The sequence below is a fragment of the Legionella qingyii genome, from assembly GCF_003184185.1.
In genome coordinates, this window is record NZ_QHJG01000003.1 from 184,068 (window position 1) to 204,846 (window position 20,779).

The window sequence follows — 20,779 nt, forward strand, 5'->3', positions numbered from 1 at the left end:
CCCACTAAGTTTTATACGGCGTTCCAAGTTCACACGGCTTCAGTCATGTACTATTATGTACACTCCTGGCCTTGTCTAAGACATAGTGGGTAATGCTATTTTATGCTGCCTGGATTTTTCTCCACCAGGCTAATTATCTGTAAAGTAATCATACATAAGGAGATGGCATGAGTTTTTTACAAGAGTTTAAACAATTTGCTATAAAAGGGAATGTAATTGATCTTTCTGTTGCTGTGGTTATTGGTGCGGCATTTGGCAAAATTATTAGCTCATTAGTTAGCGGCATTGTGATGCCTTTAATTGGCTTATTATTAGGTGGAATTAATGTCGCAAATAAAACGTTTTCCGTCGGTGATGCGATTGTAAAATGGGGAGAATTTCTCCAGGCCGTGATTGATTTTACAATCATTTCATTTTCAATTTTTGTAGCAATTAAAGCACTTTCTTTATTAAGAAAAAAGGAAGAAAAGCAAGAAAAACCAACTAGAGAAGAAACATTATTAACTGAAATTCGTGATTTATTGAAGGAGCAGGGTGCAAAAAGCGAATAATTTTTTGTAGCAAAATTCGTATTGTTTGTAGCCTGGATGCAGCGAAACCTTGGTTAATAAGGTTTCAGAACCCCGGGTTAGCTTTGCAGTACCCAGGCTATGTAAATTTCATGATTTTTTTACTCCACTGTTGCCTCAAAATGAAAGGTTATCGAAAGCCTTATTCGTTATCAAAGACTCCTAAGTATCTGTAAATCTGCTATAATTTTAAACAAGAATCATCATTAATAAGGATAGTTATGACTGGGCTCTTGAATTTAATTGCTGTTATTGTTGTCTTTGGGGTGGTTTTATGGCTAATCGATACTTTTATACCTATGCCACCATCAATTAAAAGCTTGTTAAATGTACTCGTTCTTATTATTTTAGTTATCTATATTTTACAATTTTTTGGCTTGATAAAAACAATTTTACCTATGATTAAGATTTTTAAATAAATCAATCAAATAATTGGTTTGCAGTTCAGCTAGATCTGGGATTTGGAGTAACCGCTCACACCTATTTGAAAATAATTAAGTAGCTGAGCTTAACATTTTGAAGTCTAGCATGGATACTTAGAGTTCTATAGCTGGACTTCATAAGCACTGTACCAGCCTACTCACGACCAATCAACGTTTCCCTGAGTTTTCGGCATGCGTGCGTGACTAAAGACAGAGCTGTTATTTAGCCTATAGCCTCAATGATTTTAGGAGGCGACTTAATGATAAATGGCACCAATAAACTAAACCCGGTCAAACAAGCATTTAGCAATTGGTGAGCCATCGTCAAACTATTGACCGCTATATTTTATGATCAAACTGTACTTGATTTTTGATGTTACTTAATAACTTTAGTTACTCTTGGTACACGTTGTAGTGCCAGTATCTTTTCCAGATTGAGATATCCAGTTGCCTTGTAAAGATCCGTCTTGTTTTAATGTAATGGACAATATACCCGAAATCGTGTTATCTACGGCCCCCCAAAAAGAAGTGCTCATAAAATTATTAATATTTGAACCCATTAATCCTGTACCATACAGTACTGGATTACCCGTGTTATCATCCCATTCAGAATTGTAAGTATCGCCAGTTTTCGATATGGTAAGAGAAAAACTCTTATTATCTAATAAAGAGCCATTCCATTGACATTTATAATTTCCTTCAATGGATTGAGATGTGCTGGCCGTCATATTGTCAGCATAAGCTGTGGTGATAATGAAATATAATATGGCTGTTAAAGAGATATCTACCAATGCTTTCATAACAAACTCCTTTTTGTTAATGACTGATGCACATGCCACTTTATGATGATTTTTTACAACTAATAGTGGCGGCTTGATTCTTATTACTTTGTGCCCACTTGCCTTCCAAAGTACCATCTGGTTTGATGATGATGTATTGGGCAAAAATAGTCGTCGGATCTTTAGACCACCAAAATAAAAATGAGAATGCATTATTCTGCTCTTTATTTTGTAAACCAATTCCAACAAGGCTTGGTGTGGTGTCATTCATTCCTTTTTTCGACATTCTATAACTATTGTTACTCCCTTTTTTTATAGTAAGGTATTCTGTGCCATCTGGCGGTGTAGAAAAAGGATCATGGAAATTGCATACATAGGTACCTGAAATGTCTGTCGTTGAAGTTTGAGTTATGGACGTATCTGCAAAAGCAGTCGATAAAAATGATAGACAACTCAATGTTCCTAGCATCATTGTGAGTGAAATCCTATTCATAGAGATCATAAAAAACTCCTTTTATTTATTTCATAATCTGTCCAAAATCTCTGCATTTATAAATTGAGTTATACATATTATAGATGATCTATCACGATCTTGTAGCGCTATAATTACAATCAACCCTTCTTTTTTGTAACCTGGAACTTTTCCTGAAGATTTCAACTGACTAAGAGAGCAGGTGCTTGCAATCTGGGGTTCTTCTGCCTTATTAAGGAACACTTCAATATGTTGCATCAAGTGCTATACAAGTCCAGATTATTTCAACATCATAATTTTTGCAGTTTCAGCTTTTTCAAATAACTCTTCTATTTTGGAGTCAATTGGAAAATTGTTGCTTTTACAGCTATCAAGATAGATTTGCTTTGGGGTGTAACCTAAATCATCTTCTAATGTAGCATTTGCTCCATTTTCCAAGAGGAATTCAATCCATAAATCCTTTCGACTGGCTGCCGCATGATGCAAAGCGGTCTTACAATAAAAGTCCATAGCATCTATTTGAGCGTTATATCTAAGAAGAAGAGTAGCAATTTGTTTCGTCTCTGCATTACAGTGTTGATTTAAAATTAATCCCATAAGTGGAGATTTAGTATTTTTTCCCCCTTGATTGGGATTAACATTATTCTTAAGCATCCGTTCAATCATGGGGATAATAGCAGAAAGATCTGTATACTTATAAAGACACATATTTTTATTAGCACAATAATGATATAAATTTTTGCAAAAAGAAAATTGTCTGTACGCCTCACTTGGATATATTATTGTGGACTTATTTAAGTCCATCTCTTTTGCTTGATTTAATTTGATCAAATCTGGATTTTCAGAAGAAATAGCCAGATTTATGTCTTGCAAAAGCGATGCAGAAATGTATTTTTGTTTATATAAAATATTCAAAATGGCTCTTAGCTTCGCTAAATCTATTGATGAAATTTCATAGTTCATATTTTCTTTTTCTAAATCATCATAGCTGAAACCAAATTCCTCCAGGTATTTTTCAAAAAGTATTGGATTTTTGGGTTTCTGAAAATTAACAGTGAACTGATTATCACCCCTATTGATAATTATAATTTTATGAAAATTCGCTACTTTATAAAAATGATAAATAAGTATTGCATAGAAAAGCACGAAATCTGTACGCCATCCTGATTCAGGTTCTCTTTTATAGTTGGTCAAATCAAATGGCGCCTGATCTTGACGAGGAGTTATCTCATCTGGGCTTTGTACAAAAAAGTTGTATTTACTGAGCATGACTGACATTGACTAATAAGGGAATCGCTAAATTTTACCCATTTTTTTATAAAGAAAGAATGGCAGCCGTTTGATTATTCCCATAATAATTTTCCAGAAATAAGGATAATAAAACATCCTTTTCTTATGTATCAGGGCGTTCCAACAGGCTTGTGCACAAAGGTCTGGAGGGGCTGCATAAAAAATTCCGGGCAAGCCATAAGTTTGTTTGGTATCAATAAAACCCAAGCGAGCAATGGTGATGTGTTGATTAGGACTGGCAGCTTGCTGTAAACCCTGAAGATAAATTTCAATGCTTGCTTTACTTGCTCCATACAGACTGTTTTTGGCGCGTCCACGACATGCAGCAACAGAACTTAAAAATAATAAATTATATTCTTTTTGCTGACGATTTAAGTAGGTGTGGATCAATAAAGTAGTGGTCAAAATATTTACTTTGATGAGGTGAGTGATGGTTTCAATATTCAAAAGATCGTTATCAGTGAAATCGCTGTGTGCAATCAATAAATCCAGTTCGCGGTTCTCAGTTTTAAAAACAGCAAGCAGATCATTAAATTGCTCAATCAAATCTAAAACAAGTACATCACAGCGTACTCGATATCGAAGTTTGATATCATTTGCAATCAGATCGAGTTGATTTTTCTGGCGCCCTACGAGAAGCAATTGATGTCCTGATCGAGCGGCAATATGAGCAAATTTTTCTGCAATGATGGAGGTTGCGCCTAATATGACCCATGTTCTTTGTATCATTTTTTTATCCCTAATCGGTTTGCCAGATCAGAGTTCATAATACATGCATGGCGCTTAAGAGTTTGCGAGAATTGTTCATGCTTCTCATACATCTGATGATATTGTTCTTCATTTAAAAGAAAGTCCTTAGCTAAATAAACTCGGCCATTGAGTTCAGTAATTAATTGGTTCATGGCATACATTGCCTGCTTTGCTTGTACATTATGAATAAAATCAACTGCCAGGGTAAATCCAGGTTGACAAAAGGAAAGTAAGCCTTCACCAGATTGAGTGAACAGCTTGAGTACAGCAAGGGTTGGTGTTGCCTTATGAAGGCGAATCAATTGTACTAATCGCTCCAAAGTGGTTGAAGCATGATCAGTACTAAAAACTGCCTGAAATTGAACTAATCCTTTAGGTCCATAAAGTCTGTTCCAGTGCATGAGTTTATCCAGGGGATTATTAAATTGTTCAAGCGTTAGTTTTTCTTGTCCTTTTTTATGGTTAAAAAAAATCTGGTTAAATAATTTTATACCCCACGGCCTGATTAAAGAAAAAGGAATTTTGGGTATGGAGTGAATTTTTAATTTTTTATCGTCGAACGGATCACAATAATCTGCCACAGAAAAAAGAGCGCGGGGAACCGGATTGAGTAGATCAAGCCAAGCTACTTGATAATCATGATGAATGCCTTCTGTCACCATATATTCGGTGAGTGATTGGAGCGATTCAAATTGTTTATGTTTGGTTTGAACAAATCGAGGAGCCTTTTTTAGACGGAGTGCTGCACGGGTAATAATCCCTGTAAGACCTAAGCCTGCGATCGTCGCATGAAATAATTCGTTATTTTCAGAACGGCTACAATGAATTTTCTTACTTCCAATCAATAAATCGAATTCAATGAGATGGTGTCCAAAACTACCTTCGAGATGATTGTTTTTTCCATGCACATCGTGAGCAATTCCACCCGCAACTGTAGCATGGACAGTCCCTGGGAGAACGGGAGGAATGAAATCAGGATGCACTAAAAATAAATCTTTAAGTGGAACCCCTCCTTGACAGGTTACAATACCCGTTTCGGGATTAAAATTGATAAAATGATTCAGGCGTTCGCTATCAATAATAAAACCATCAGTATTAAAACAACTGTCGTTATAGCATAGCCCTGAACCACGTACGAGGATGTTTTCTTGGGGATTGTGGGCAAGGTAATCAGCAAGTTGTTCTTCATTATCAGGACGTAAACAGAACGACTGGCTATAGCGCGCACGGCTAAAATTGGTTAATGTTTTTGTTTTGCTGCGCATTTTATATGTGGTTTCATCATTTCCAATATTTATGACTATAATTCATTTAGAAACATAATTAAAAGGAATTATGATGAAAACTATTTTAATCTTTTTAGGCTTTCTCTTTTCCCTTTCTGTTTTTGCAGCAGATATTCCTCAGGATTATTTAGGCGCACAAAAATATGACAAAACCCAGTGTTTTCATAATACAAGTCAAGATTGTATTAATTCGCAATGCCTGAACTCTTCTGAAATCGATTGTCAGGATAATTGCCGAAAAATGGCGCAGGCAAAATGTCAACAACAAACTAATGAGTAAGTTTGTCTTTGCTTTTTCTCAAATTAAGTTTGATATATTGTCAAATGATTGGCATATGATTTTTGACTGTCCATGCAAACATGTCACTGGTTATCTTGATTAATCTCAAATTGGCAAACACCTCAATTTCATTTCAGTATTGTGGCCTTCATCCAGGCTACAATTCTACTTTAAATGACAAGACTATTTTATAAATGGCATACAGTTTGCATAAGGCTATTCAATAGAAGAATCATGATGCTTACTTGAATTTAATGAGTTAAATTCAAGTTTAAAAAATTTGTATGGATTGCTTATATGGCTGATAAAAACGTTTTATCACAAGAAGAAATAGATGCATTACTAAAAACAGTTGGTGAATCTCCTGAAGAGGGTCATCAAGAATCAGAAGGTGAAACACTTACTAAAGAAAAATCGGATCATAAAAAAGCAAAAACGAATAAAAATGATGTAACGAACTCTACATTTGAGCCAATTGAAATAAAAAAAGAAAATGATGTAAAGACACTTAATTTTACGGCTCAAGAACGTATTGTCAAAGGCAAGCTGCCCGTATTAGATAGAATTTATGACCGCGCAGTGCGTCTGTTTGCATCTGATATTTATAATGTGACCGCCAAAGATTTTGAGATTAAGCAAGATCCATTACTTATTATAAAACATCGCGATTTCATGGAGAGTTTGCCTAACCCAAGCTTAATGAGTATTTTTAAATTCAAACCATTACGCGGCAAAGGCATAATTCTTTTTGATAGTACTTTTGTCTATGATCTTGTCGATTATTATTTTGGCGGTAGTTCCCAATTCTTTGCCCAAAAAGACAGAACAGATTTTACTGCAACTGAGTTGCGTGTTATGGAGGTGATCACGAAAAAGCTCATTGCTAACCTGAGTCAAGCTTGGAAGCCCATTATTCAGCTTGATATCACCAAATTTAATGATGAAACAAACCCACAGTTAGTCAATATAGCAGAACCCGAAGAAATGCTATTAGTAGCGCGTTTTTCCATGGATTTTGGCAAAGAAATAGGTATTTTCTATTTTATTTTGCCTTATTCGATGGTTGAGCCAATCAAAGAGCAATTGGAGCTTGGTGCTTCTCGTCCAGATGATGAAATTGATCCAAACTGGGTCAAATCATTAAAAGAAGAGTTAATGGATGTTGAATTAACTGTGAGCTCGGCAATGGCTGAAACCAAAAGCACTCTCGGTGCTGTGATGTCATGGCAAGTAGGGGATTTTATACCTATGGAAATGAAAGAAATAGTTACTTTGGATATTGAAGGAACTCCAGGATTTACGGCAACTCAAGGTACTGCGAATGACAAGCGTGCTGTAAAAATAATAAAAAATATTAGTTATTAGGAGATGAGGAATGTCTCAAGAAGCAATAGAACAACCCAAACCATCAAATACTCTTCCTCAGGAAGCAGACAGTGAAAAAATGGATTTGATTCTGGATATCCCTGTATCTGTGACTGTAGAAATCGGCCGCACTAAAATGACGATTCGTAATTTACTCCAATTAAACCAAGGAGGAATTGTTGCCCTGGATCGTTTAGCAGGTGATCCGCTTGATGTTTTAGTCAATGGGACTTTAGTTGCACATGGGGAAGTGGTAGTGGTTAATGATAAATTTGGTGTGCGATTAACCGATATCGTCAGCAAAGCAGAACGAATTAAGCGGTTAAGATGATGCAATCTGCACTCAATCAGGGAGAGCTCATGCGTGTTGTCATGGGCTTATTGTTGGTTTTATTGCTTATCCTTCTATTGTCTTGGCTGGTGAAGCGGTTACATGGTATGCAAATGAGCTCGACAAAAGGATTTCAATCCATAGCGAGTATGATTTTAGGACCTAAGGAAAAAATTACCTTGTTAAAAGTAGGGACGCGTTATTTGTTGGTTGGATCAGGTTCCGGGCATGTCACGCTGCTTTATGATTTTGGTGAAGAACTACCGACAGGTTTTGATTCCAAAAATAAAACTTCATTTGCAGTGCTACTTAAATCAGTTACGAAATCATAAGATGAATAAAATGAATTTAATGATGCGATATCCATCCTATAACATAGAGAGAGTTAGTTTTTATAAATCTCGAGTTAGTCTACGTTTCACTCTAGCCTCTGTATGTATCATTTTGTTGTGTTTGGTTCCTCTTGCTGTGCAGGCTGCGCCTTTATCTTTACCTGCCATGACAGTACAACCTGGAGCAAATGGTGAACAAACTTATAGTGTTAATCTGCAAATTTTGATTTTTATGACCTTGTTAACTGTTTTGCCGGGGATGTTGATGGCAATGACGGCTTTTACAAGAATCATTATTGTACTTTCTATATTACGCCAAGCTATAGGCTTGGCGCAGACTCCTACGAACCAAATCTTAATTGGTATTGCGTTATTCATGACTTATTTTGTGATGAATCCTGTTTTTAATAAGATCAATGATACAGCAGTGCAGCCTTATCTTGCAGAGACTATGAAATTCCCACAAGCTTTGGCAAATGCACAGGTTCCTTTGCGTGAGTTTATGTTAAATCAAACTCGAAAAAATGATTTGTCGTTGTTTGAAAAATTTGCTCAAAAAAATCCGGCGAACCTTAACGAAGTGCCAATGAGTGTAGTGATTCCCGCATTCATTACCAGTGAATTAAAAACAGCGTTCCAGATTGGCTTTATTTTGTTTTTACCTTTTTTAATTATTGATATGGTGGTATCCAGTGTTCTGATGGCTATGGGTATGATGATGCTTTCACCTTTGATTATTTCATTACCCTTTAAGATCATGCTTTTTGTTATGGTTGATGGGTGGACACTTATTTTGGGATCGCTGGCGTCGAGTTTTGCTATGAGTTAAATGCCTCATTTTGCGTCCAGATTAGGAATTATAGGGAAATAAAAATTATAGGGAAATAATATGACCCCAGAGTCTATAACTTCTATATTTAGCGAAGGTGTGTATTTGATGTTGTTATTGATCATGGTACTCATTCTTCCTGGCTTGATTGTTGGTGTGATTGTTTCGATGTTTCAGGCAGCGACACAGATTAATGAAACGAGTTTAAGCTTTATACCTAAATTATTTATTACTTTTTTAATGCTCGTATTTGCCGGTCCTTGGTTATTGAAGACTATGGTGAATTACACTGATTCTTTAATTACCAATATTCCTTATTTAATCGGTTAACTGAATATGAAACTGGATTATCCAACCATAATACATATGATAAGCCAGGTTATTTGGCCAATGGGGCGCATTGGTGGGTTACTGCTTACCGTACCTGTTTTTTCTTCTGTCTTATTACCTGCCCGTATTAAAATTATTTTACTGTTTGTTTTAAGTTGTGTCTGTGCCTTTATGGTTCCGAAAGAGCTTTCTTTTCTGAATTTTAATGGACTGTTCTTAGCTTATATCATTCAGGAAGTACTCTTTGGACTATTAATGGGATTTGTTTTGCAGCTTGTGTTTCAGGTTTTTGTTTTGGGCGGACAAATTATTGCAATGCAGGCAGGTCTTGGTTTTGCGGTGATGGTGGATCCTGCAAGCCGGGCAAGTGTTCCCTTGGTTAGTCAGTTTTATTCAATGATGATGACCTTAATATTTTTGGCGCTTAATGGACATTTAACTGTTTTTGAAACTTTATTAGATAGTTTTACAGTTATGCCTGTAGGACAGTTATCTGTAACTCAATCGATGGTCTGGAATGTTGTTTTATTTTCGGGATGGATGTTTAAACAGGCACTATTGATTTCAATCCCTGCTTTATTGTCTTTGCTTATTGTGAGCCTTGCATTCGGAATTATGTCTCGAGCAGCCCCACAATTAAACATTTTTTCTCTAGGATTTCCCATTACCTTAATTATGGGGATAGTAGTGATTAAGGTAGGTTTGTCGAGTATTGCGGTACAAATGACAGATCTTATCAAAGAAGGAGTGCGCTTTATGATAGGGATGTTACCCCGATGAGTGATCAAGAACAGGCTCAAGAAAAAACGGAACAGCCCTCGGCCAAGCGCCTTAGAGACGCGCGTAAAAAAGGTCAGGTTGCACGATCAAGGGATTTCAATAGCACAGTAACGTTACTTTTTACGGCGGTAGGATTCCTTATTTTTGGAAAGCAATTGGCGCTGCAATTAGCAGTCATGATGCGCCATGCTTTTGAATTCGACACGCGAGTTATACTTACTTCTGCTGTGGGCGTGGAGCGTTTATATTTTCTAGTTAAGATGGGATTTTGGTCCTTAATGCCTTTGTTGGTGATTATATTTCTCGTTACCCTGGCAGCACCCCTGCTTATGGGAGGCTGGGTGTTTAGTGGCCAAGTGTTACAGCCTAAATTTTCGCGACTCAATTTCTTTCAAGGAATCAAACGTATGGTTTCGTTGAAAGGTTTTGTCGAGATGTTCAAATCATTGTTTAAGTTTCTCTTGGTCGCAGTGGTGGCCATAGTAGTACTTAAAGCACAAATTCCTGCATTACTCAATTTGGCACATGTTCCTATAGAAACAGCGATTAGTACCGGCAGTCTGGTCGTAGTGAAATCTTTTGTATTGATTGCTGCTAGTTTGATTTTGATCGCTGCTTTTGATGTACCTTTTCAATTGTATGAGCATCATAAAAACATGAAAATGACGATGCAAGAATTGCGAGATGAATACAAAGAAATGGAAGGTAAACCCGAAGTAAAAAGCGCTATTCGTCGTGCTCAGCAAGAGATATCGAGACGACGCATGATGAATGAAATACCTAAGGCAAATGTGGTTCTAACAAACCCTACCCATTATGCTGTAGCGATCAGTTATAAAGAAAAGAGCCATAAAGCACCGATAGTTGTGGCAAAGGGTAAAGATTTGATTGCTTTTCAAATAAATAAAATTGCGACATCACATAAAATTCCCATTATTTCAGTACCGCCTTTGGCACGAGCGCTTTATTTTTCTACAAAGTTAAATGCAGAAATACCGAGAGGGCTTTATGTCGCTGTAGCTCAGGTTTTAGCTTATGTATTTCAACTGCGTGACAAGGAACGTTATGACTATAAACCTTCTGTATTACAGAATGTTCCTATTCCAGCAGAGTTAGTGCGTGATGCAGAGGAGGCTGCTAATGAATAAAGCATTACAGTATATGCAATATTGGATGCATCAAGGTTTGGGTACCCCCTTGGTACTAATCATCATGCTCGGCATGATGATGTTACCTATGCCACCATTTTTATTGGATATGTTCTTTACTTTTAATATCGCTTTGTCACTTGTAGTCTTGTTAGCGGTGATTTATAGCGAACGACCTTTGGATTTTGCTGTATTTCCAACCGTTATATTACTCGCAACGTTACTACGTTTGTCGTTAAACGTAGCCTCAACGCGAGTCGTTTTATTAAATGGTCATAAAGGTACTGATGCAGCTGGGCATGTGATTCAATCCTTTGGTGAGGTCGTTATTGGCGGAAACTATGCTGTAGGTCTCGTCGTATTTATGATTTTAGTAGTCATCAATTTTGTTGTAGTAACCAAGGGTGCTGGGCGTGTATCAGAAGTAAGTGCTCGCTTCACTTTAGATTCTTTGCCTGGAAAGCAAATGGCGATCGATGCGGATTTGAATGCCGGTTTAATTAACCAGGAGCAGGCGGTAAAACGTCGATTGGAAGTGGCACAAGAAGCAGATTTCTATGGTTCGATGGATGGTGCTAGCAAATTCGTTCGTGGTGATGCAATTGCCGGGATTTTAATTCTGGTTGTTAACATTATCGGTGGATTGATTATTGGGGTTTTTCAGCATGGGATGAGTATTTCTGATGCATTGCATAACTATATTTTATTAACTATAGGTGATGGTTTGGTAGCGCAAGTACCCTCGTTAGTTTTATCAACCGCAGCGGCCATCATTGTTACTCGAGTTTCAAGTGCACAAAATATGGGACATGCGGTGATTTCTCAGTTACTTGCTAATCCACGTTCATTAATTATTGCATCAGGTATTATTGGATTGATTGGTATTATTCCTGGAATGCCTCATGTAGCATTTATTCTCCTTTCTGCTGGTTTAGCAGGAATTGCTTATTTGTTTCTTCAGCAAGATAAAGCAAAACAGAAAGAACAGATTAACCAGGAAAATGAATCTCTGGCAGTTCAAAATCCAAATATCTCCACGGAATTGTCATGGGATGATGTGAATCCTGTTGATGTAATAAGTCTTGAAGTAGGATATCGCTTAATTCCTTTAGTGGATCAAGCACAAGGAGGACTTTTACTTGCTCGAATTAAAGGGGTGCGAAAGAAAATATCACAAGAATTGGGTTTTCTAATTCCTTCAGTACATGTCCGTGATAATTTGGATTTAAAACCTAACCATTATCGAATTAGTTTGGCAGGGGTAGTAATGGGGGAAGCGGCGATTCATCTTGATCGTTGCTTGGCTATAAATCCTGGGCAAATTTTTGGCGAAATTGAGGGGATAAGAACTCGTGATCCAGCTTTTGGTATGGAAGCCGTTTGGATTAATGAAAGTCAAAGAGAGCAAGCACATACCTTAGGTTATACGGTGGTCGACTCTTCGACGGTTGTTGCCACACATTTAAGCCAAATATTAGAGCAAAACAGCCAGCAATTGTTAGGTTATGAAGAAACTCAACAGCTTTTAGACAAGCTTGCAGTTAGCTCACCTAAACTAGTGAAAGAATTAGTACCCGATGGTCTTTCTTTAGGAATGGTTAGTAAAGTGTTACAAGGTTTATTAACGGAGCATATCCCTCTAACAGATATTCGCACTATAGTCGAAACTTTGGCGGAATTAGCGCCAAAATCTAAGGATACGGAGTATTTAATCAGTCAAGTCCGTATTGCTTTATCTCGATTAATTACCCAAAAAATCAGTGGTGTTCATGAGGAGCTACCAATTATTACGTTAAAACCTGAGTTGGAACAATTATTGCAAAACATTATTCAAAGTAGTGGATCTGGAGGCGTAAATTTCGAGCCTGGAATGGCAGATAAAATACAACATTCTTTGACACAATTAGCAATGCAACAACAGGCGAAACAAGAAAGTTCAGTATTAGTAGTACAGCCAGGAATTCGAGCAGTATTGGCACGATTTGTGCGTAATATATCTCATGACTTTCATGTTTTGTCTTATCAGGAGATCCCTGATAATAAACAAATAAGAATAGTAGGCACAGTAGGATAAAAATGATAACTGAAGACAAACTTCTCAGTTTTCTTACAAGCGAGCTACAATTTCTAAAGAGGCATTGCGTGAATAGTGACAAATTTCTTCATAAGCAGGAGGCTTTATGAAATTAAAACGTTTTGTTGCGGCCGATACACGCAGCGCTATGAAACAAATTAAAGAGACACTTGGTGCCGATGCCGTCATTTTGTCCAGCCATCATATTGATGGTGGTGTAGAAGTCGTGGCTGCAATTGATTTTGATGAAACAATTCTTTCAACTTCAGCAGCAGTGGCATGTGCTGAGCCAACCAGTCAGACTAATAAATTTCAAATGCAAACACCGCTTGATGATATGCGTCAGGAAATTCAAACACTAAGAGGTATGCTTGAAGCACAATTAAGAGGAAATGTTGGAGTCTATGAACCTTTACATACTATTTTGCTCCAAAAACTTTTGTATCTAGGGGTAAGCCACACCACCGCTGCGACTTGGGCGTGTTCTGTGCGCTCTGATTTAAATCAACAAAGAGGCTGGGAATCTGTATTGAATCTTATTTCGGATCAATTAGCCATTTGTGATACACGTCGAATAGAAGAGGGTGGGGTTTATGCTTTTGTTGGACCAACTGGTGTTGGAAAAACGACAACGTTGGCTAAAATTGCAGCGAGATTTGCTTTGAGGTTTGGAGCAGATAAGTTAGGTCTAGTCACAATGGATACTTATCGAATAGCGGCACAAGAACAACTCATGATGTATGGAAAAATCTTGGGGGTTAAGGTGTGTGTTGCTCAAGATGAGGTTTCTTTGGCACGCGTGTTACGGCAATTAAATGATAAAAAATTAATTTTGATTGATACAGCGGGAATGAATCCAGCAGATGAGCGAGTTGTAAAACAAATGCATGTATTAGGCACTTATTTGCAATCGATTTCCAAGGTTTTGGTTTTACCTGCAACAAGTCATTACCAAGTGTTAATTGATGCTATAAGACGTTATGAAGCAAATCAAATTGATCAGTGTATTTTGACAAAACTGGACGAGTCGCTCGCTGTGGGTGGTGCACTAAGTGCACTTATTGAGTCGGGTTTAGGTGTGAGCTATTTGACGCACGGGCAACGTGTACCTGAAGACATTAAAATGGCAACACGCCATCAGCTTGTTGAATTATTTGCTGAACAGGAAGCACAACTGTTTCGGACAGATAATGTTAGGAAAGCACATCAAAGTGCTGGGAGAGAATATCATGTCTAAAGTGAGACGAAATATAAGTGATCAAGCTTCAGGTCTGAGAAGTCTATCGCGTGCGAAGCCGATCAAGGTAATTGCAGTCTCTGCCGGAAAGGGCGGGGTTGGCAAGAGCAATGTTTCTGTTAATTTGGCAGTTGGTTTGGCTCAACTCAATAAAAAAGTAATGCTACTTGATGCTGATTTGGGATTGGCAAATATCGATATCATGCTAGGATTACATACTAAATATAATCTGTCGCATGTAACTCAGGGAATTTGTCATTTAAGTGACATTATTTTGCCAGGACCTAATGGTATCAGTGTCATTCCTGCAGCTTCCGGAACCGAGTTTATGACTCAACTCTCTCCAACAGAGTTGGCTGGGATTATTGATGCATTTAATGAGCTTACTGATGATTTGGACTACATGATTATTGATACCGCTGCTGGCATATCTGACACGGTTTTGAGTTTTACTCGTTCATCTCAAGAATTAATTGTAGTTGTATGCGATGAACCTACCTCATTAACCGATGCATATGCTTTAATTAAAGTAATGAGTAAGCGTTATGAATGGACACGTTTTCATATTTTAGCCAATATGGTAAGAAATGAGCGAGATGGACGAGAATTATTTAACAAATTATTTAAAGTTTCCGAGCAATTTCTTGAGGTTCAGCTAGACTATTTAGGAGCAGTTCCTTTTGATGAACACATACACAGGGCAGTGAAAATGCAAAAACCCGTATTAATTGCTTATCCTGATTCTGCCGCTGCACTGGCGATGAGGCAGTTAGCAGACGAAGTATCTGAATGGCCACCTAGTTCTCTACTGGGGGGTAATACCAGTTTCTTTTTAGAGCGTTTAGTCGCGGGTGAATTTTAAGGAGATTAATGTGGATGCTTTGGCTGCCTATAGCAAAGTGAACCAGCAAATTCAAGAAACGCTGGTAAAAACTCACGCCTTGTTGGTTAAGCGCATAGCACATCATTTATTGGGGCGTTTGCCACAAAGCGTACAACTAGATGACTTAATACAAGCGGGAATGCTTGGTTTGCTGGAAGCAACAAGACATTACGACTCTTCCAAGGGGGCTTCATTTGAAACCTATGCGGGGATCCGAATCAGAGGATATATGCTTGATGAAGTAAGGCGTAATGATTGGGTACCTCGTTCGGTGTATCGTAATGCAAGAATGATTTCTGAAGCAGTAAAAATTGTTGAGCATCGATTAGGAAGAGAGGCCAAAGATTCAGAAATAGCAGCTGAACTTGGAATATCACTTAATGAATACCATGAAATGTTACAAGACTCAGTGAGCAGTCATTTATATGGTTTTGAAGATTTGGGTGTTACTGATGATGCTTTACAGGTCGAAGATGGATACGCCTCTACCGAGCCTCATGTTAACGTATTTCATAATGATTTGATGCGACGTTTATCTGAGGTAATTCGTGGATTGCCCCATAAAGAGCGAATGGTGCTCTCTTTATATTACGAACAAGATTTAAACCTAAAAGAAATTGGAGAGGTTATTGGCGTTAGTGAGTCACGTGTTTCACAGATCCTCAGTCAGGCAACACATCGTATTAAATCACGATTACCGGAATAACAAGAATGGATGCTTTAACTTTAATAGGGATGTTAACCAGTTTTTTAGCTATTACTTTAGGTCAAATGTTAGAGGGTGGAAGCATGCAGACCCTACTGAACTTTTCTGCATTGCTCATTGTGCTGGGAGGAACTATCGGTGCTGTTATGGTGCAAACACCACTAAGTACCTTTAAACGTGCATTTAAAATCTTGCCCTGGGTTGTTGTCCCTCCCAAACTCGATTTTGAACCCTGCCGCAACAAGATGTTCGAGCTGGCGCGAAAAGCCCGTCAGCTGGGTTTACTTTCCTTGGAAGAGCATTTAGAAGTTGAAAAAAATCCACTTATTAATAAGGGATTAGAGTTGTTAGTTATTGGTGTAGATAAACTGACGATAAGACAAGTTCTTGAGGATGAGATTGATCGTGTCGAAGCACTTGACTCTCATGCCGCACAGGTTTTTGAAAGTATGGGGGGATACAGTCCAACCATAGGAATTTTGGGTGCGGTATTGGGATTGATTCAAGTGATGCGCCATTTATCAGAGCCAAGCGAATTAGGTTTAGGTATTGCAGTAGCGTTCGTAGCTACTATTTATGGAGTTGGAATGGCTAATCTTATTTTTTTACCGGTGGCGAATAAATTAAAAAGTTGTATCGCTCGCCAAGTGCATTATGACGAAATGATTGTAGAAGGGGTAGTTGCCATCGCATCCGGAGAAAGTCCAGGAATTTTGCTGTTAAAACTTAATAATTTTGGCCAACAGAAGAAAGATGAAACAAAGAAAAAAAAGAAATGAACAGCAGAACGATCATCATCGTTGGGTTGTCTCTTATGCAGATTTTATTACCTTGCTATTTGCATTCTTTGTAGTGATGTATGCTATCTCCTCCGTAAATATTTCAAAGTACAAATCCCTTTCAGAGGGAATGAAATCAGCGTTCAATAAAAAAGATGAGGCTCGGGCACTCACATCAACGAAAAGTATAAAAGACGGACCGCAAACCAAACAATTTAAAGGACCTTTTAATGATGGACTTGATGAATTAAATCAATCATTGGCTGATTTGGAAGATGGAAATTACAAGATCAATCGACAAGAAGGTTGGGTTGAATTGGATATTAACTCAGGTGCTTTATTTGACTCAGGTGAATCAGATTTAAAACCAGAAGCTTTTGTTAAATTAATGCGATTAGCCACAAAAATTAAAAAATCATCTTCTATTGTTGCCGTAGAGGGCTATACAGACAATATTCCTATAGAGACGCCACAATTTCCCTCAAATTGGGAGCTTTCAGCTATGCGTGCAGCAGTTGTTGGGCGTATTCTAAATTCCTTTGGAATTGAAACACAGCGCATTTTAGTGACGGGTTATGGAGAACAATATCCGGTTGCTGATAATGTTACAGAACAAGGGCGAGCTGCAAATCGTAGGGTGACAATCATAATTGCGTTAAATCGTAATATTCCTCGTCTTTTAAATCCATCGCTAAGTCAACCAGCAGCCCATCGTGTAGTCATCGGGGATAAGGATATAAAATGATAACTTTTCTTTTAAGTTTAAATGTGCTTATTTTTGTATTCGTACTGAATTACTTATTTAATCAGCGGAAGAAATTAATTGATTTTCAAGAAAAATTGGATATCCAGCAAAAATTAATAGAGCAAATCACAAAAGATCATCCTGTGTTGATTCATGCTGATTTATTATTTTCTAAACAATTAAAAGAGATAAATACTCAATTGATTAGTATGGATAATCAAATCCAGGATTTGGAAAATAAACGAGCTAATGATGGCGGATATCGCCATGCTTTGCGTATTTTAGAAATGGGGGGTAATCGAGATGAAATTGTTGAAAGTTGTCATTTATCTCCTGCAGAAGCTGATTTATTAATGAACTTGCAAGCCTATCGGACCGCAATGAAGACTTCATAGTCTGTTTTTTTGCCTACTTTCACGGTAAAATCGCAAACTTATTTTTTTACATAGTCGCGCTTTAGTTGAATTTAGCTCGAGTGCAGCGTAGTCACTCTGCTTTTAAGTTAAGCGAAATTCCCTTCTCCCCAAAAGGGAGAAAGTGCTCGTTAGGACGGATGAGGATATTTATTAGCTCATTCTCCCCCTAACCCCCCTCCCAGTAATGGGAGAGGGGAGTTTATTACTAACTTAAAAGCAGAGTGACTACGCTGCATCCAGACTACATTGAGATTAGGGCTGGGATCTAATTACTAATTTTAAAGAGACACTTATGTTAGAAGTAAACCAAATTAATCTTAATCTGGTGGATCTTATTAAGCGAGTAGACGCGCTTAGGGGGTATCTTTGACTTTGACGCTAAGAATGAGCGTTTAGAAGAAGTCGTTCGAGAATTGGAGTCATCTACAGTTTGGGATAATCCGGAGGTTGCTCAAGCCCTGGGTCGTGAACGAACACAGTTGGAAGCAGTTGTTTCAACTTTAACTCAATTAGGTCAATCCATTACTGATTTAAATGAATTATTTGAAATCGCGCGTGAAGAAGGCGACGAACAAACCATTAATGAAATTGGTGAAGAGTTAATTTCTATTGAGAAAAAAGTCGCTGATTTAGAGTTTCGTCGGATGTTTTCTGGGAAAATGGATGACTCAAATGCTTACTTAGATATTCAATCAGGTTCTGGTGGTACTGAAGCTCAGGATTGGGCCGAGATGTTATTGCGTATGTACTTACGTTGGGGTGAGCAACATGGATTTACTACGGAGCTGATTGAGTGTTCTCCGGGTGAAGTTGCTGGTATTAAAAGTGCTACTATTTATTTTAAGGGAGAGTATGCTTTTGGATGGTTGCGTACAGAAAGCGGAGTGCACCGTTTAGTGCGAAAATCTCCTTTTGATTCAGGAAATCGACGACATACTTCTTTTGCAGCAGTATTTGTTTCACCTGAAATCGATGATGATATTGATATAGAAATTAATCCTGCTGATTTACGTATTGATACGTACAGGGCTTCCGGGGCCGGAGGGCAGCATGTTAACCGAACTGACTCAGCAGTGCGTATTACTCATGCACCAAGTGGAATTGTAGTACAATGTCAGAATGATAGAAGTCAGCATCGTAATAAAGATCAGGCAATGAAACAGCTGCGTGCTAAGTTGTATGAGCTGGAAATGCAAAAGAAAAATGCAGAGCAGCAAGCGTTAGAAGCCAGTAAATCAGATATAGGTTGGGGATCCCAAATTCGTTCATACGTTTTGGATCAATCTCGTATTAAAGATCTGCGAACCAGTGTTGAAACAAGCAATACACAAGCAGTTTTGGATGGGGCGTTGGATCAATTTATTGAAGCCAGTTTAAAGGCAGGAGTAGGGCAGCATGAGTGAAGAACATATTGAACATATAGATGAAAGCGAAGTTTATTATATTCGTAAACAAAAATTGGCTGAATTACGTACAAAAGGTTTTAATTTTCCAAACCAATTTCGTCGTGAAAATTTAGCTCAAGAAGTCATAAAACATTATGACTCATTAGATAAAGAAACTTTAGCACAACAACATATTAAGGTTACTGTTGCCGGCCGCATCGTATTGAGGCGTATTATGGGCAAGGCCAGTTTTTTCCATATTCAAGATTTTTCTGGACGGATTCAAGTATATATCCGAGCTAATGATCTTCCCGAGCAATATGAGGAATTCAAGCATTGGGATTTAGGTGATATTGTTGGGGTTCAAGGTGAGTTATTCAAGACAAATACGGGTGAGCTTACCGTAAATGCGGAGCATATTGAGTTATTGACGAAATCATTGCGCCCCTTACCTGATAAATTTCATGGGTTAGCCGACCAAGAAGTTAAGTACCGTAAACGCTATGTGGATTTAATTGCTAATGATGAAAGTCGCCTTACATTTTTAACACGTTCGCGATTAATTCAAGCCTTTAGACAATTTATGGATCAACACTATTTTCTGGAAGTAGAAACACCCATGATGCATCCCATCCCGGGTGGGGCTATGGCACGTCCTTTTGTTACGCACCATCATACTTTGGATATGACCATGTATTTGCGCATCGCGCCTGAGCTTTATTTAAAACGTCTCGTTGTAGGCGGATTTGAGCGCGTTTATGAAATTAATCGTAATTTCCGTAATGAAGGAATTTCAACGCGTCATAATCCAGAATTTACTATGGTTGAATTTTACCAAGCCTATGCAGACTATCAAGACTTGATGAATTTTACCGAGGAATTATTGCGTTACCTCTGTGATACGGTTATGGAAAAACGGCAGGTGGAGTATCAAGGTCAAATGATTGATTTTAATAAGCCATTTGCACGCATGACGGTTAAAGAAGCAATTTTATATTATCATCCAGAAATCAATGCTCAACAGTTAGAAAGTGTAGCAAGTTGTCGTGAGATATTGCAGAAAAAAGGGTTTCCTTTTAAAGAAACGGATGGCTTAGGCAAACTGCAAATCATATTGTTTGAAGAAACTGTTGAACATCAATTATTTCAGCCTACTTTTATTACGAGTTATCCTACTGAAATTTCTCCTTTGGCACGCCGTAGTGATCATGATTCAGATGTTACGGATCGGTTTGAGTTCTTTATTGCTGGTCGAGAAATTGCTAATGGATTTTCTGAGTTAAATGATGCAGAAGATCAGGCAGAACGTTTTCGTAAGCAAGTTGAAGAAAAGGATGCAGGTGATCTAGAGGCTATGCACTTTGATAGTGACTACATCGAAGCACTGGAATATGGATTGCCTCCTACAGCAGGAGAGGGTATAGGTATTGATCGCTTGGTCATGTTGTTTACCAACTCTCAGTCAATTCGAGACGTTATTTTGTTCCCACATTTGCGCCAATAATAAGAGCAATATACCAGAGATATAGCCTGACTATCGTGGAACCATAACCCAGTTTTTTGTGACGATCACAAACACCGGTATGGTTTC

General features: G+C 37.9%; 24 protein-coding genes. 19 read left to right on the forward strand and 5 right to left on the reverse strand.

The features are described from left to right. Positions 1-167: 167 nt before the first annotated feature. Together mscL and DGG96_RS02825 are read left to right on the forward strand one after the other, a co-directional pair. A complete protein-coding gene (gene mscL / locus DGG96_RS02820) occupies positions 168-551 on the forward strand; it encodes a large-conductance mechanosensitive channel protein MscL (protein ID WP_110141505.1) in 384 nt (127 codons plus the stop codon). Positions 552-790: 239 nt separating this feature from the next. Then, positions 791-988: a Thivi_2564 family membrane protein gene (locus DGG96_RS02825; RefSeq protein WP_110141506.1), complete on the forward strand. Its 198-nt coding sequence runs from the start codon at positions 791-793 to the stop codon at positions 986-988. 392 nt (positions 989-1,380) lie between these two features. Here the strand turns inward: DGG96_RS02825 and DGG96_RS02830 are convergent, their stop codons facing one another. The 5 genes from DGG96_RS02830 to DGG96_RS02855 all read right to left on the reverse strand — a co-directional run bounded on the left by DGG96_RS02830 (position 1,381) and on the right by DGG96_RS02855 (position 5,547). Beyond that, positions 1,381-1,791, reverse strand: a complete 411-nt coding sequence (locus tag DGG96_RS02830; protein ID WP_110141507.1) for a hypothetical protein — start codon at positions 1,789-1,791, stop codon at positions 1,381-1,383. Positions 1,792-1,831: 40 nt separating this feature from the next. Beyond that, positions 1,832-2,272 (reverse strand): hypothetical protein, encoded by a 441-nt coding sequence (locus DGG96_RS02835; protein ID WP_233590486.1) that lies wholly within the window; start codon positions 2,270-2,272, stop codon positions 1,832-1,834. A 249-nt stretch (positions 2,273-2,521) separates the two neighbouring features. Further along, positions 2,522-3,511, reverse strand: coding sequence for an ankyrin repeat domain-containing protein (locus DGG96_RS02845; RefSeq protein WP_126955355.1), 990 nt, complete (start codon positions 3,509-3,511; stop codon positions 2,522-2,524). A gap of 27 nt (positions 3,512-3,538) precedes the next feature. Then, a complete protein-coding gene (locus tag DGG96_RS02850; protein ID WP_110141510.1) occupies positions 3,539-4,261 on the reverse strand; it encodes an SDR family NAD(P)-dependent oxidoreductase in 723 nt (240 codons plus the stop codon). Then, the gene (locus DGG96_RS02855; RefSeq protein WP_110141511.1) at positions 4,258-5,547 is read right to left on the reverse strand and encodes an FAD-binding oxidoreductase; all 1,290 of its coding nucleotides are present in this window, start codon (positions 5,545-5,547) and stop codon (positions 4,258-4,260) included. Before DGG96_RS02855 ends, DGG96_RS02850 begins: the two co-directional genes overlap by 4 nt. Before the next feature lie 70 nt (positions 5,548-5,617). Here DGG96_RS02855 and DGG96_RS02860 point away from each other — a divergent pair, with 70 nt between their 5' ends. The 17 genes from DGG96_RS02860 (at position 5,618) to lysS (ending at position 20,692) form a co-directional block, all read left to right on the forward strand. Next, positions 5,618-5,848: a hypothetical protein gene (locus DGG96_RS02860; protein WP_233590485.1), complete on the forward strand. Its 231-nt coding sequence runs from the start codon at positions 5,618-5,620 to the stop codon at positions 5,846-5,848. Positions 5,849-6,145: 297 nt separating this feature from the next. Next, complete coding sequence (gene fliM / locus DGG96_RS02865; RefSeq protein ID WP_110141512.1) at positions 6,146-7,213, forward strand: flagellar motor switch protein FliM; 1,068 nt, start codon at positions 6,146-6,148, stop codon at positions 7,211-7,213. A gap of 10 nt (positions 7,214-7,223) precedes the next feature. Continuing rightward, positions 7,224-7,544: a flagellar motor switch protein FliN gene (gene fliN / locus DGG96_RS02870; protein WP_076547449.1), complete on the forward strand. Its 321-nt coding sequence runs from the start codon at positions 7,224-7,226 to the stop codon at positions 7,542-7,544. Continuing rightward, positions 7,541-7,876, forward strand: coding sequence for a flagellar biosynthetic protein FliO (gene fliO / locus DGG96_RS02875; protein ID WP_233590484.1), 336 nt, complete (start codon positions 7,541-7,543; stop codon positions 7,874-7,876). Before fliN ends, fliO begins: the two co-directional genes overlap by 4 nt. Positions 7,877-7,886: 10 nt before the next feature. Continuing rightward, a complete protein-coding gene (fliP, locus tag DGG96_RS02880) occupies positions 7,887-8,705 on the forward strand; it encodes a flagellar type III secretion system pore protein FliP (RefSeq protein WP_233590483.1) in 819 nt (272 codons plus the stop codon). A gap of 60 nt (positions 8,706-8,765) precedes the next feature. Then, positions 8,766-9,035, forward strand: coding sequence for a flagellar biosynthesis protein FliQ (fliQ, locus tag DGG96_RS02885; RefSeq protein WP_110141513.1), 270 nt, complete (start codon positions 8,766-8,768; stop codon positions 9,033-9,035). 6 nt (positions 9,036-9,041) lie between these two features. Next, positions 9,042-9,815, forward strand: a complete 774-nt coding sequence (gene fliR / locus DGG96_RS02890; RefSeq protein WP_110141514.1) for a flagellar biosynthetic protein FliR — start codon at positions 9,042-9,044, stop codon at positions 9,813-9,815. Continuing rightward, positions 9,812-10,963, forward strand: coding sequence for a flagellar biosynthesis protein FlhB (gene flhB / locus DGG96_RS02895; RefSeq protein WP_110141515.1), 1,152 nt, complete (start codon positions 9,812-9,814; stop codon positions 10,961-10,963). Before fliR ends, flhB begins: the two co-directional genes overlap by 4 nt. After that, positions 10,956-13,037, forward strand: a complete 2,082-nt coding sequence (gene flhA / locus DGG96_RS02900; protein WP_110141516.1) for a flagellar biosynthesis protein FlhA — start codon at positions 10,956-10,958, stop codon at positions 13,035-13,037. The genes flhB and flhA overlap by 8 nt, the downstream gene beginning before the upstream one ends. A gap of 106 nt (positions 13,038-13,143) precedes the next feature. Next, positions 13,144-14,274 carry a flagellar biosynthesis GTPase FlhF gene (flhF, locus tag DGG96_RS02905; protein ID WP_110141517.1) on the forward strand — a complete coding sequence of 377 codons (1,131 nt, stop codon included), beginning with the start codon at positions 13,144-13,146 and terminating at the stop codon, positions 14,272-14,274. Next, complete coding sequence (locus DGG96_RS02910; RefSeq protein ID WP_110141518.1) at positions 14,267-15,136, forward strand: MinD/ParA family protein; 870 nt, start codon at positions 14,267-14,269, stop codon at positions 15,134-15,136. The genes flhF and DGG96_RS02910 overlap by 8 nt, the downstream gene beginning before the upstream one ends. Positions 15,137-15,146: 10 nt before the next feature. Beyond that, positions 15,147-15,863, forward strand: a complete 717-nt coding sequence (locus DGG96_RS02915; protein WP_110141519.1) for an RNA polymerase sigma factor FliA — start codon at positions 15,147-15,149, stop codon at positions 15,861-15,863. A 5-nt stretch (positions 15,864-15,868) separates the two neighbouring features. Continuing rightward, on the forward strand, positions 15,869-16,642 hold the full coding sequence (locus DGG96_RS02920) for a flagellar motor protein (protein WP_110141520.1): 774 nt from the start codon (positions 15,869-15,871) through the stop codon (positions 16,640-16,642). Then, on the forward strand, positions 16,617-17,387 hold the full coding sequence (locus DGG96_RS02925) for a flagellar motor protein MotB (protein ID WP_110141521.1): 771 nt from the start codon (positions 16,617-16,619) through the stop codon (positions 17,385-17,387). Before DGG96_RS02920 ends, DGG96_RS02925 begins: the two co-directional genes overlap by 26 nt. Next, on the forward strand, positions 17,384-17,782 hold the full coding sequence (locus DGG96_RS02930) for a DUF2802 domain-containing protein (RefSeq protein ID WP_110141522.1): 399 nt from the start codon (positions 17,384-17,386) through the stop codon (positions 17,780-17,782). The genes DGG96_RS02925 and DGG96_RS02930 overlap by 4 nt, the downstream gene beginning before the upstream one ends. Positions 17,783-18,095: 313 nt before the next feature. Further along, positions 18,096-19,206 (forward strand): peptide chain release factor 2 gene (prfB, locus tag DGG96_RS02935; RefSeq protein ID WP_110141523.1). Its coding sequence is split into 2 segments (ribosomal slippage): positions 18,096-18,170 and positions 18,172-19,206, totalling 1,110 coding nucleotides; the frame shifts between segments, so codons are not numbered across the junction. Continuing rightward, a complete protein-coding gene (lysS, locus tag DGG96_RS02940) occupies positions 19,199-20,692 on the forward strand; it encodes a lysine--tRNA ligase (RefSeq protein ID WP_110141524.1) in 1,494 nt (497 codons plus the stop codon). The genes prfB and lysS overlap by 8 nt, the downstream gene beginning before the upstream one ends. Positions 20,693-20,779: the final 87 nt, after the last annotated feature.

What these genes read in the sequence shown, in the direction of transcription:
- mscL (WP_110141505.1), top strand. Translation starts at nt 168, where the DNA reads ATGAGTTTTTTACAAGAGTTTAAACAATTTGCTATAAAAGGGAATGTA.
- DGG96_RS02825 (WP_110141506.1), top strand. Translation starts at nt 791, where the DNA reads ATGACTGGGCTCTTGAATTTAATTGCTGTTATTGTTGTCTTTGGGGTG.
- DGG96_RS02830 (WP_110141507.1), bottom strand. Translation starts at nt 1,791, where the DNA reads ATGAAAGCATTGGTAGATATCTCTTTAACAGCCATATTATATTTCATT.
- DGG96_RS02835 (WP_233590486.1), bottom strand. Translation starts at nt 2,272, where the DNA reads ATGATCTCTATGAATAGGATTTCACTCACAATGATGCTAGGAACATTG.
- DGG96_RS02845 (WP_126955355.1), bottom strand. Translation starts at nt 3,511, where the DNA reads ATGCTCAGTAAATACAACTTTTTTGTACAAAGCCCAGATGAGATAACT.
- DGG96_RS02850 (WP_110141510.1), bottom strand. Translation starts at nt 4,261, where the DNA reads ATGATACAAAGAACATGGGTCATATTAGGCGCAACCTCCATCATTGCA.
- DGG96_RS02855 (WP_110141511.1), bottom strand. Translation starts at nt 5,547, where the DNA reads ATGCGCAGCAAAACAAAAACATTAACCAATTTTAGCCGTGCGCGCTAT.
- DGG96_RS02860 (WP_233590485.1), top strand. Translation starts at nt 5,618, where the DNA reads ATGATGAAAACTATTTTAATCTTTTTAGGCTTTCTCTTTTCCCTTTCT.
- fliM (WP_110141512.1), top strand. Translation starts at nt 6,146, where the DNA reads ATGGCTGATAAAAACGTTTTATCACAAGAAGAAATAGATGCATTACTA.
- fliN (WP_076547449.1), top strand. Translation starts at nt 7,224, where the DNA reads ATGTCTCAAGAAGCAATAGAACAACCCAAACCATCAAATACTCTTCCT.
- fliO (WP_233590484.1), top strand. Translation starts at nt 7,541, where the DNA reads ATGATGCAATCTGCACTCAATCAGGGAGAGCTCATGCGTGTTGTCATG.
- fliP (WP_233590483.1), top strand. Translation starts at nt 7,887, where the DNA reads ATGAATTTAATGATGCGATATCCATCCTATAACATAGAGAGAGTTAGT.
- fliQ (WP_110141513.1), top strand. Translation starts at nt 8,766, where the DNA reads ATGACCCCAGAGTCTATAACTTCTATATTTAGCGAAGGTGTGTATTTG.
- fliR (WP_110141514.1), top strand. Translation starts at nt 9,042, where the DNA reads ATGAAACTGGATTATCCAACCATAATACATATGATAAGCCAGGTTATT.
- flhB (WP_110141515.1), top strand. Translation starts at nt 9,812, where the DNA reads ATGAGTGATCAAGAACAGGCTCAAGAAAAAACGGAACAGCCCTCGGCC.
- flhA (WP_110141516.1), top strand. Translation starts at nt 10,956, where the DNA reads ATGAATAAAGCATTACAGTATATGCAATATTGGATGCATCAAGGTTTG.
- flhF (WP_110141517.1), top strand. Translation starts at nt 13,144, where the DNA reads ATGAAATTAAAACGTTTTGTTGCGGCCGATACACGCAGCGCTATGAAA.
- DGG96_RS02910 (WP_110141518.1), top strand. Translation starts at nt 14,267, where the DNA reads ATGTCTAAAGTGAGACGAAATATAAGTGATCAAGCTTCAGGTCTGAGA.
- DGG96_RS02920 (WP_110141520.1), top strand. Translation starts at nt 15,869, where the DNA reads ATGGATGCTTTAACTTTAATAGGGATGTTAACCAGTTTTTTAGCTATT.
- DGG96_RS02925 (WP_110141521.1), top strand. Translation starts at nt 16,617, where the DNA reads ATGAAACAAAGAAAAAAAAGAAATGAACAGCAGAACGATCATCATCGT.
- DGG96_RS02930 (WP_110141522.1), top strand. Translation starts at nt 17,384, where the DNA reads ATGATAACTTTTCTTTTAAGTTTAAATGTGCTTATTTTTGTATTCGTA.
- lysS (WP_110141524.1), top strand. Translation starts at nt 19,199, where the DNA reads ATGAGTGAAGAACATATTGAACATATAGATGAAAGCGAAGTTTATTAT.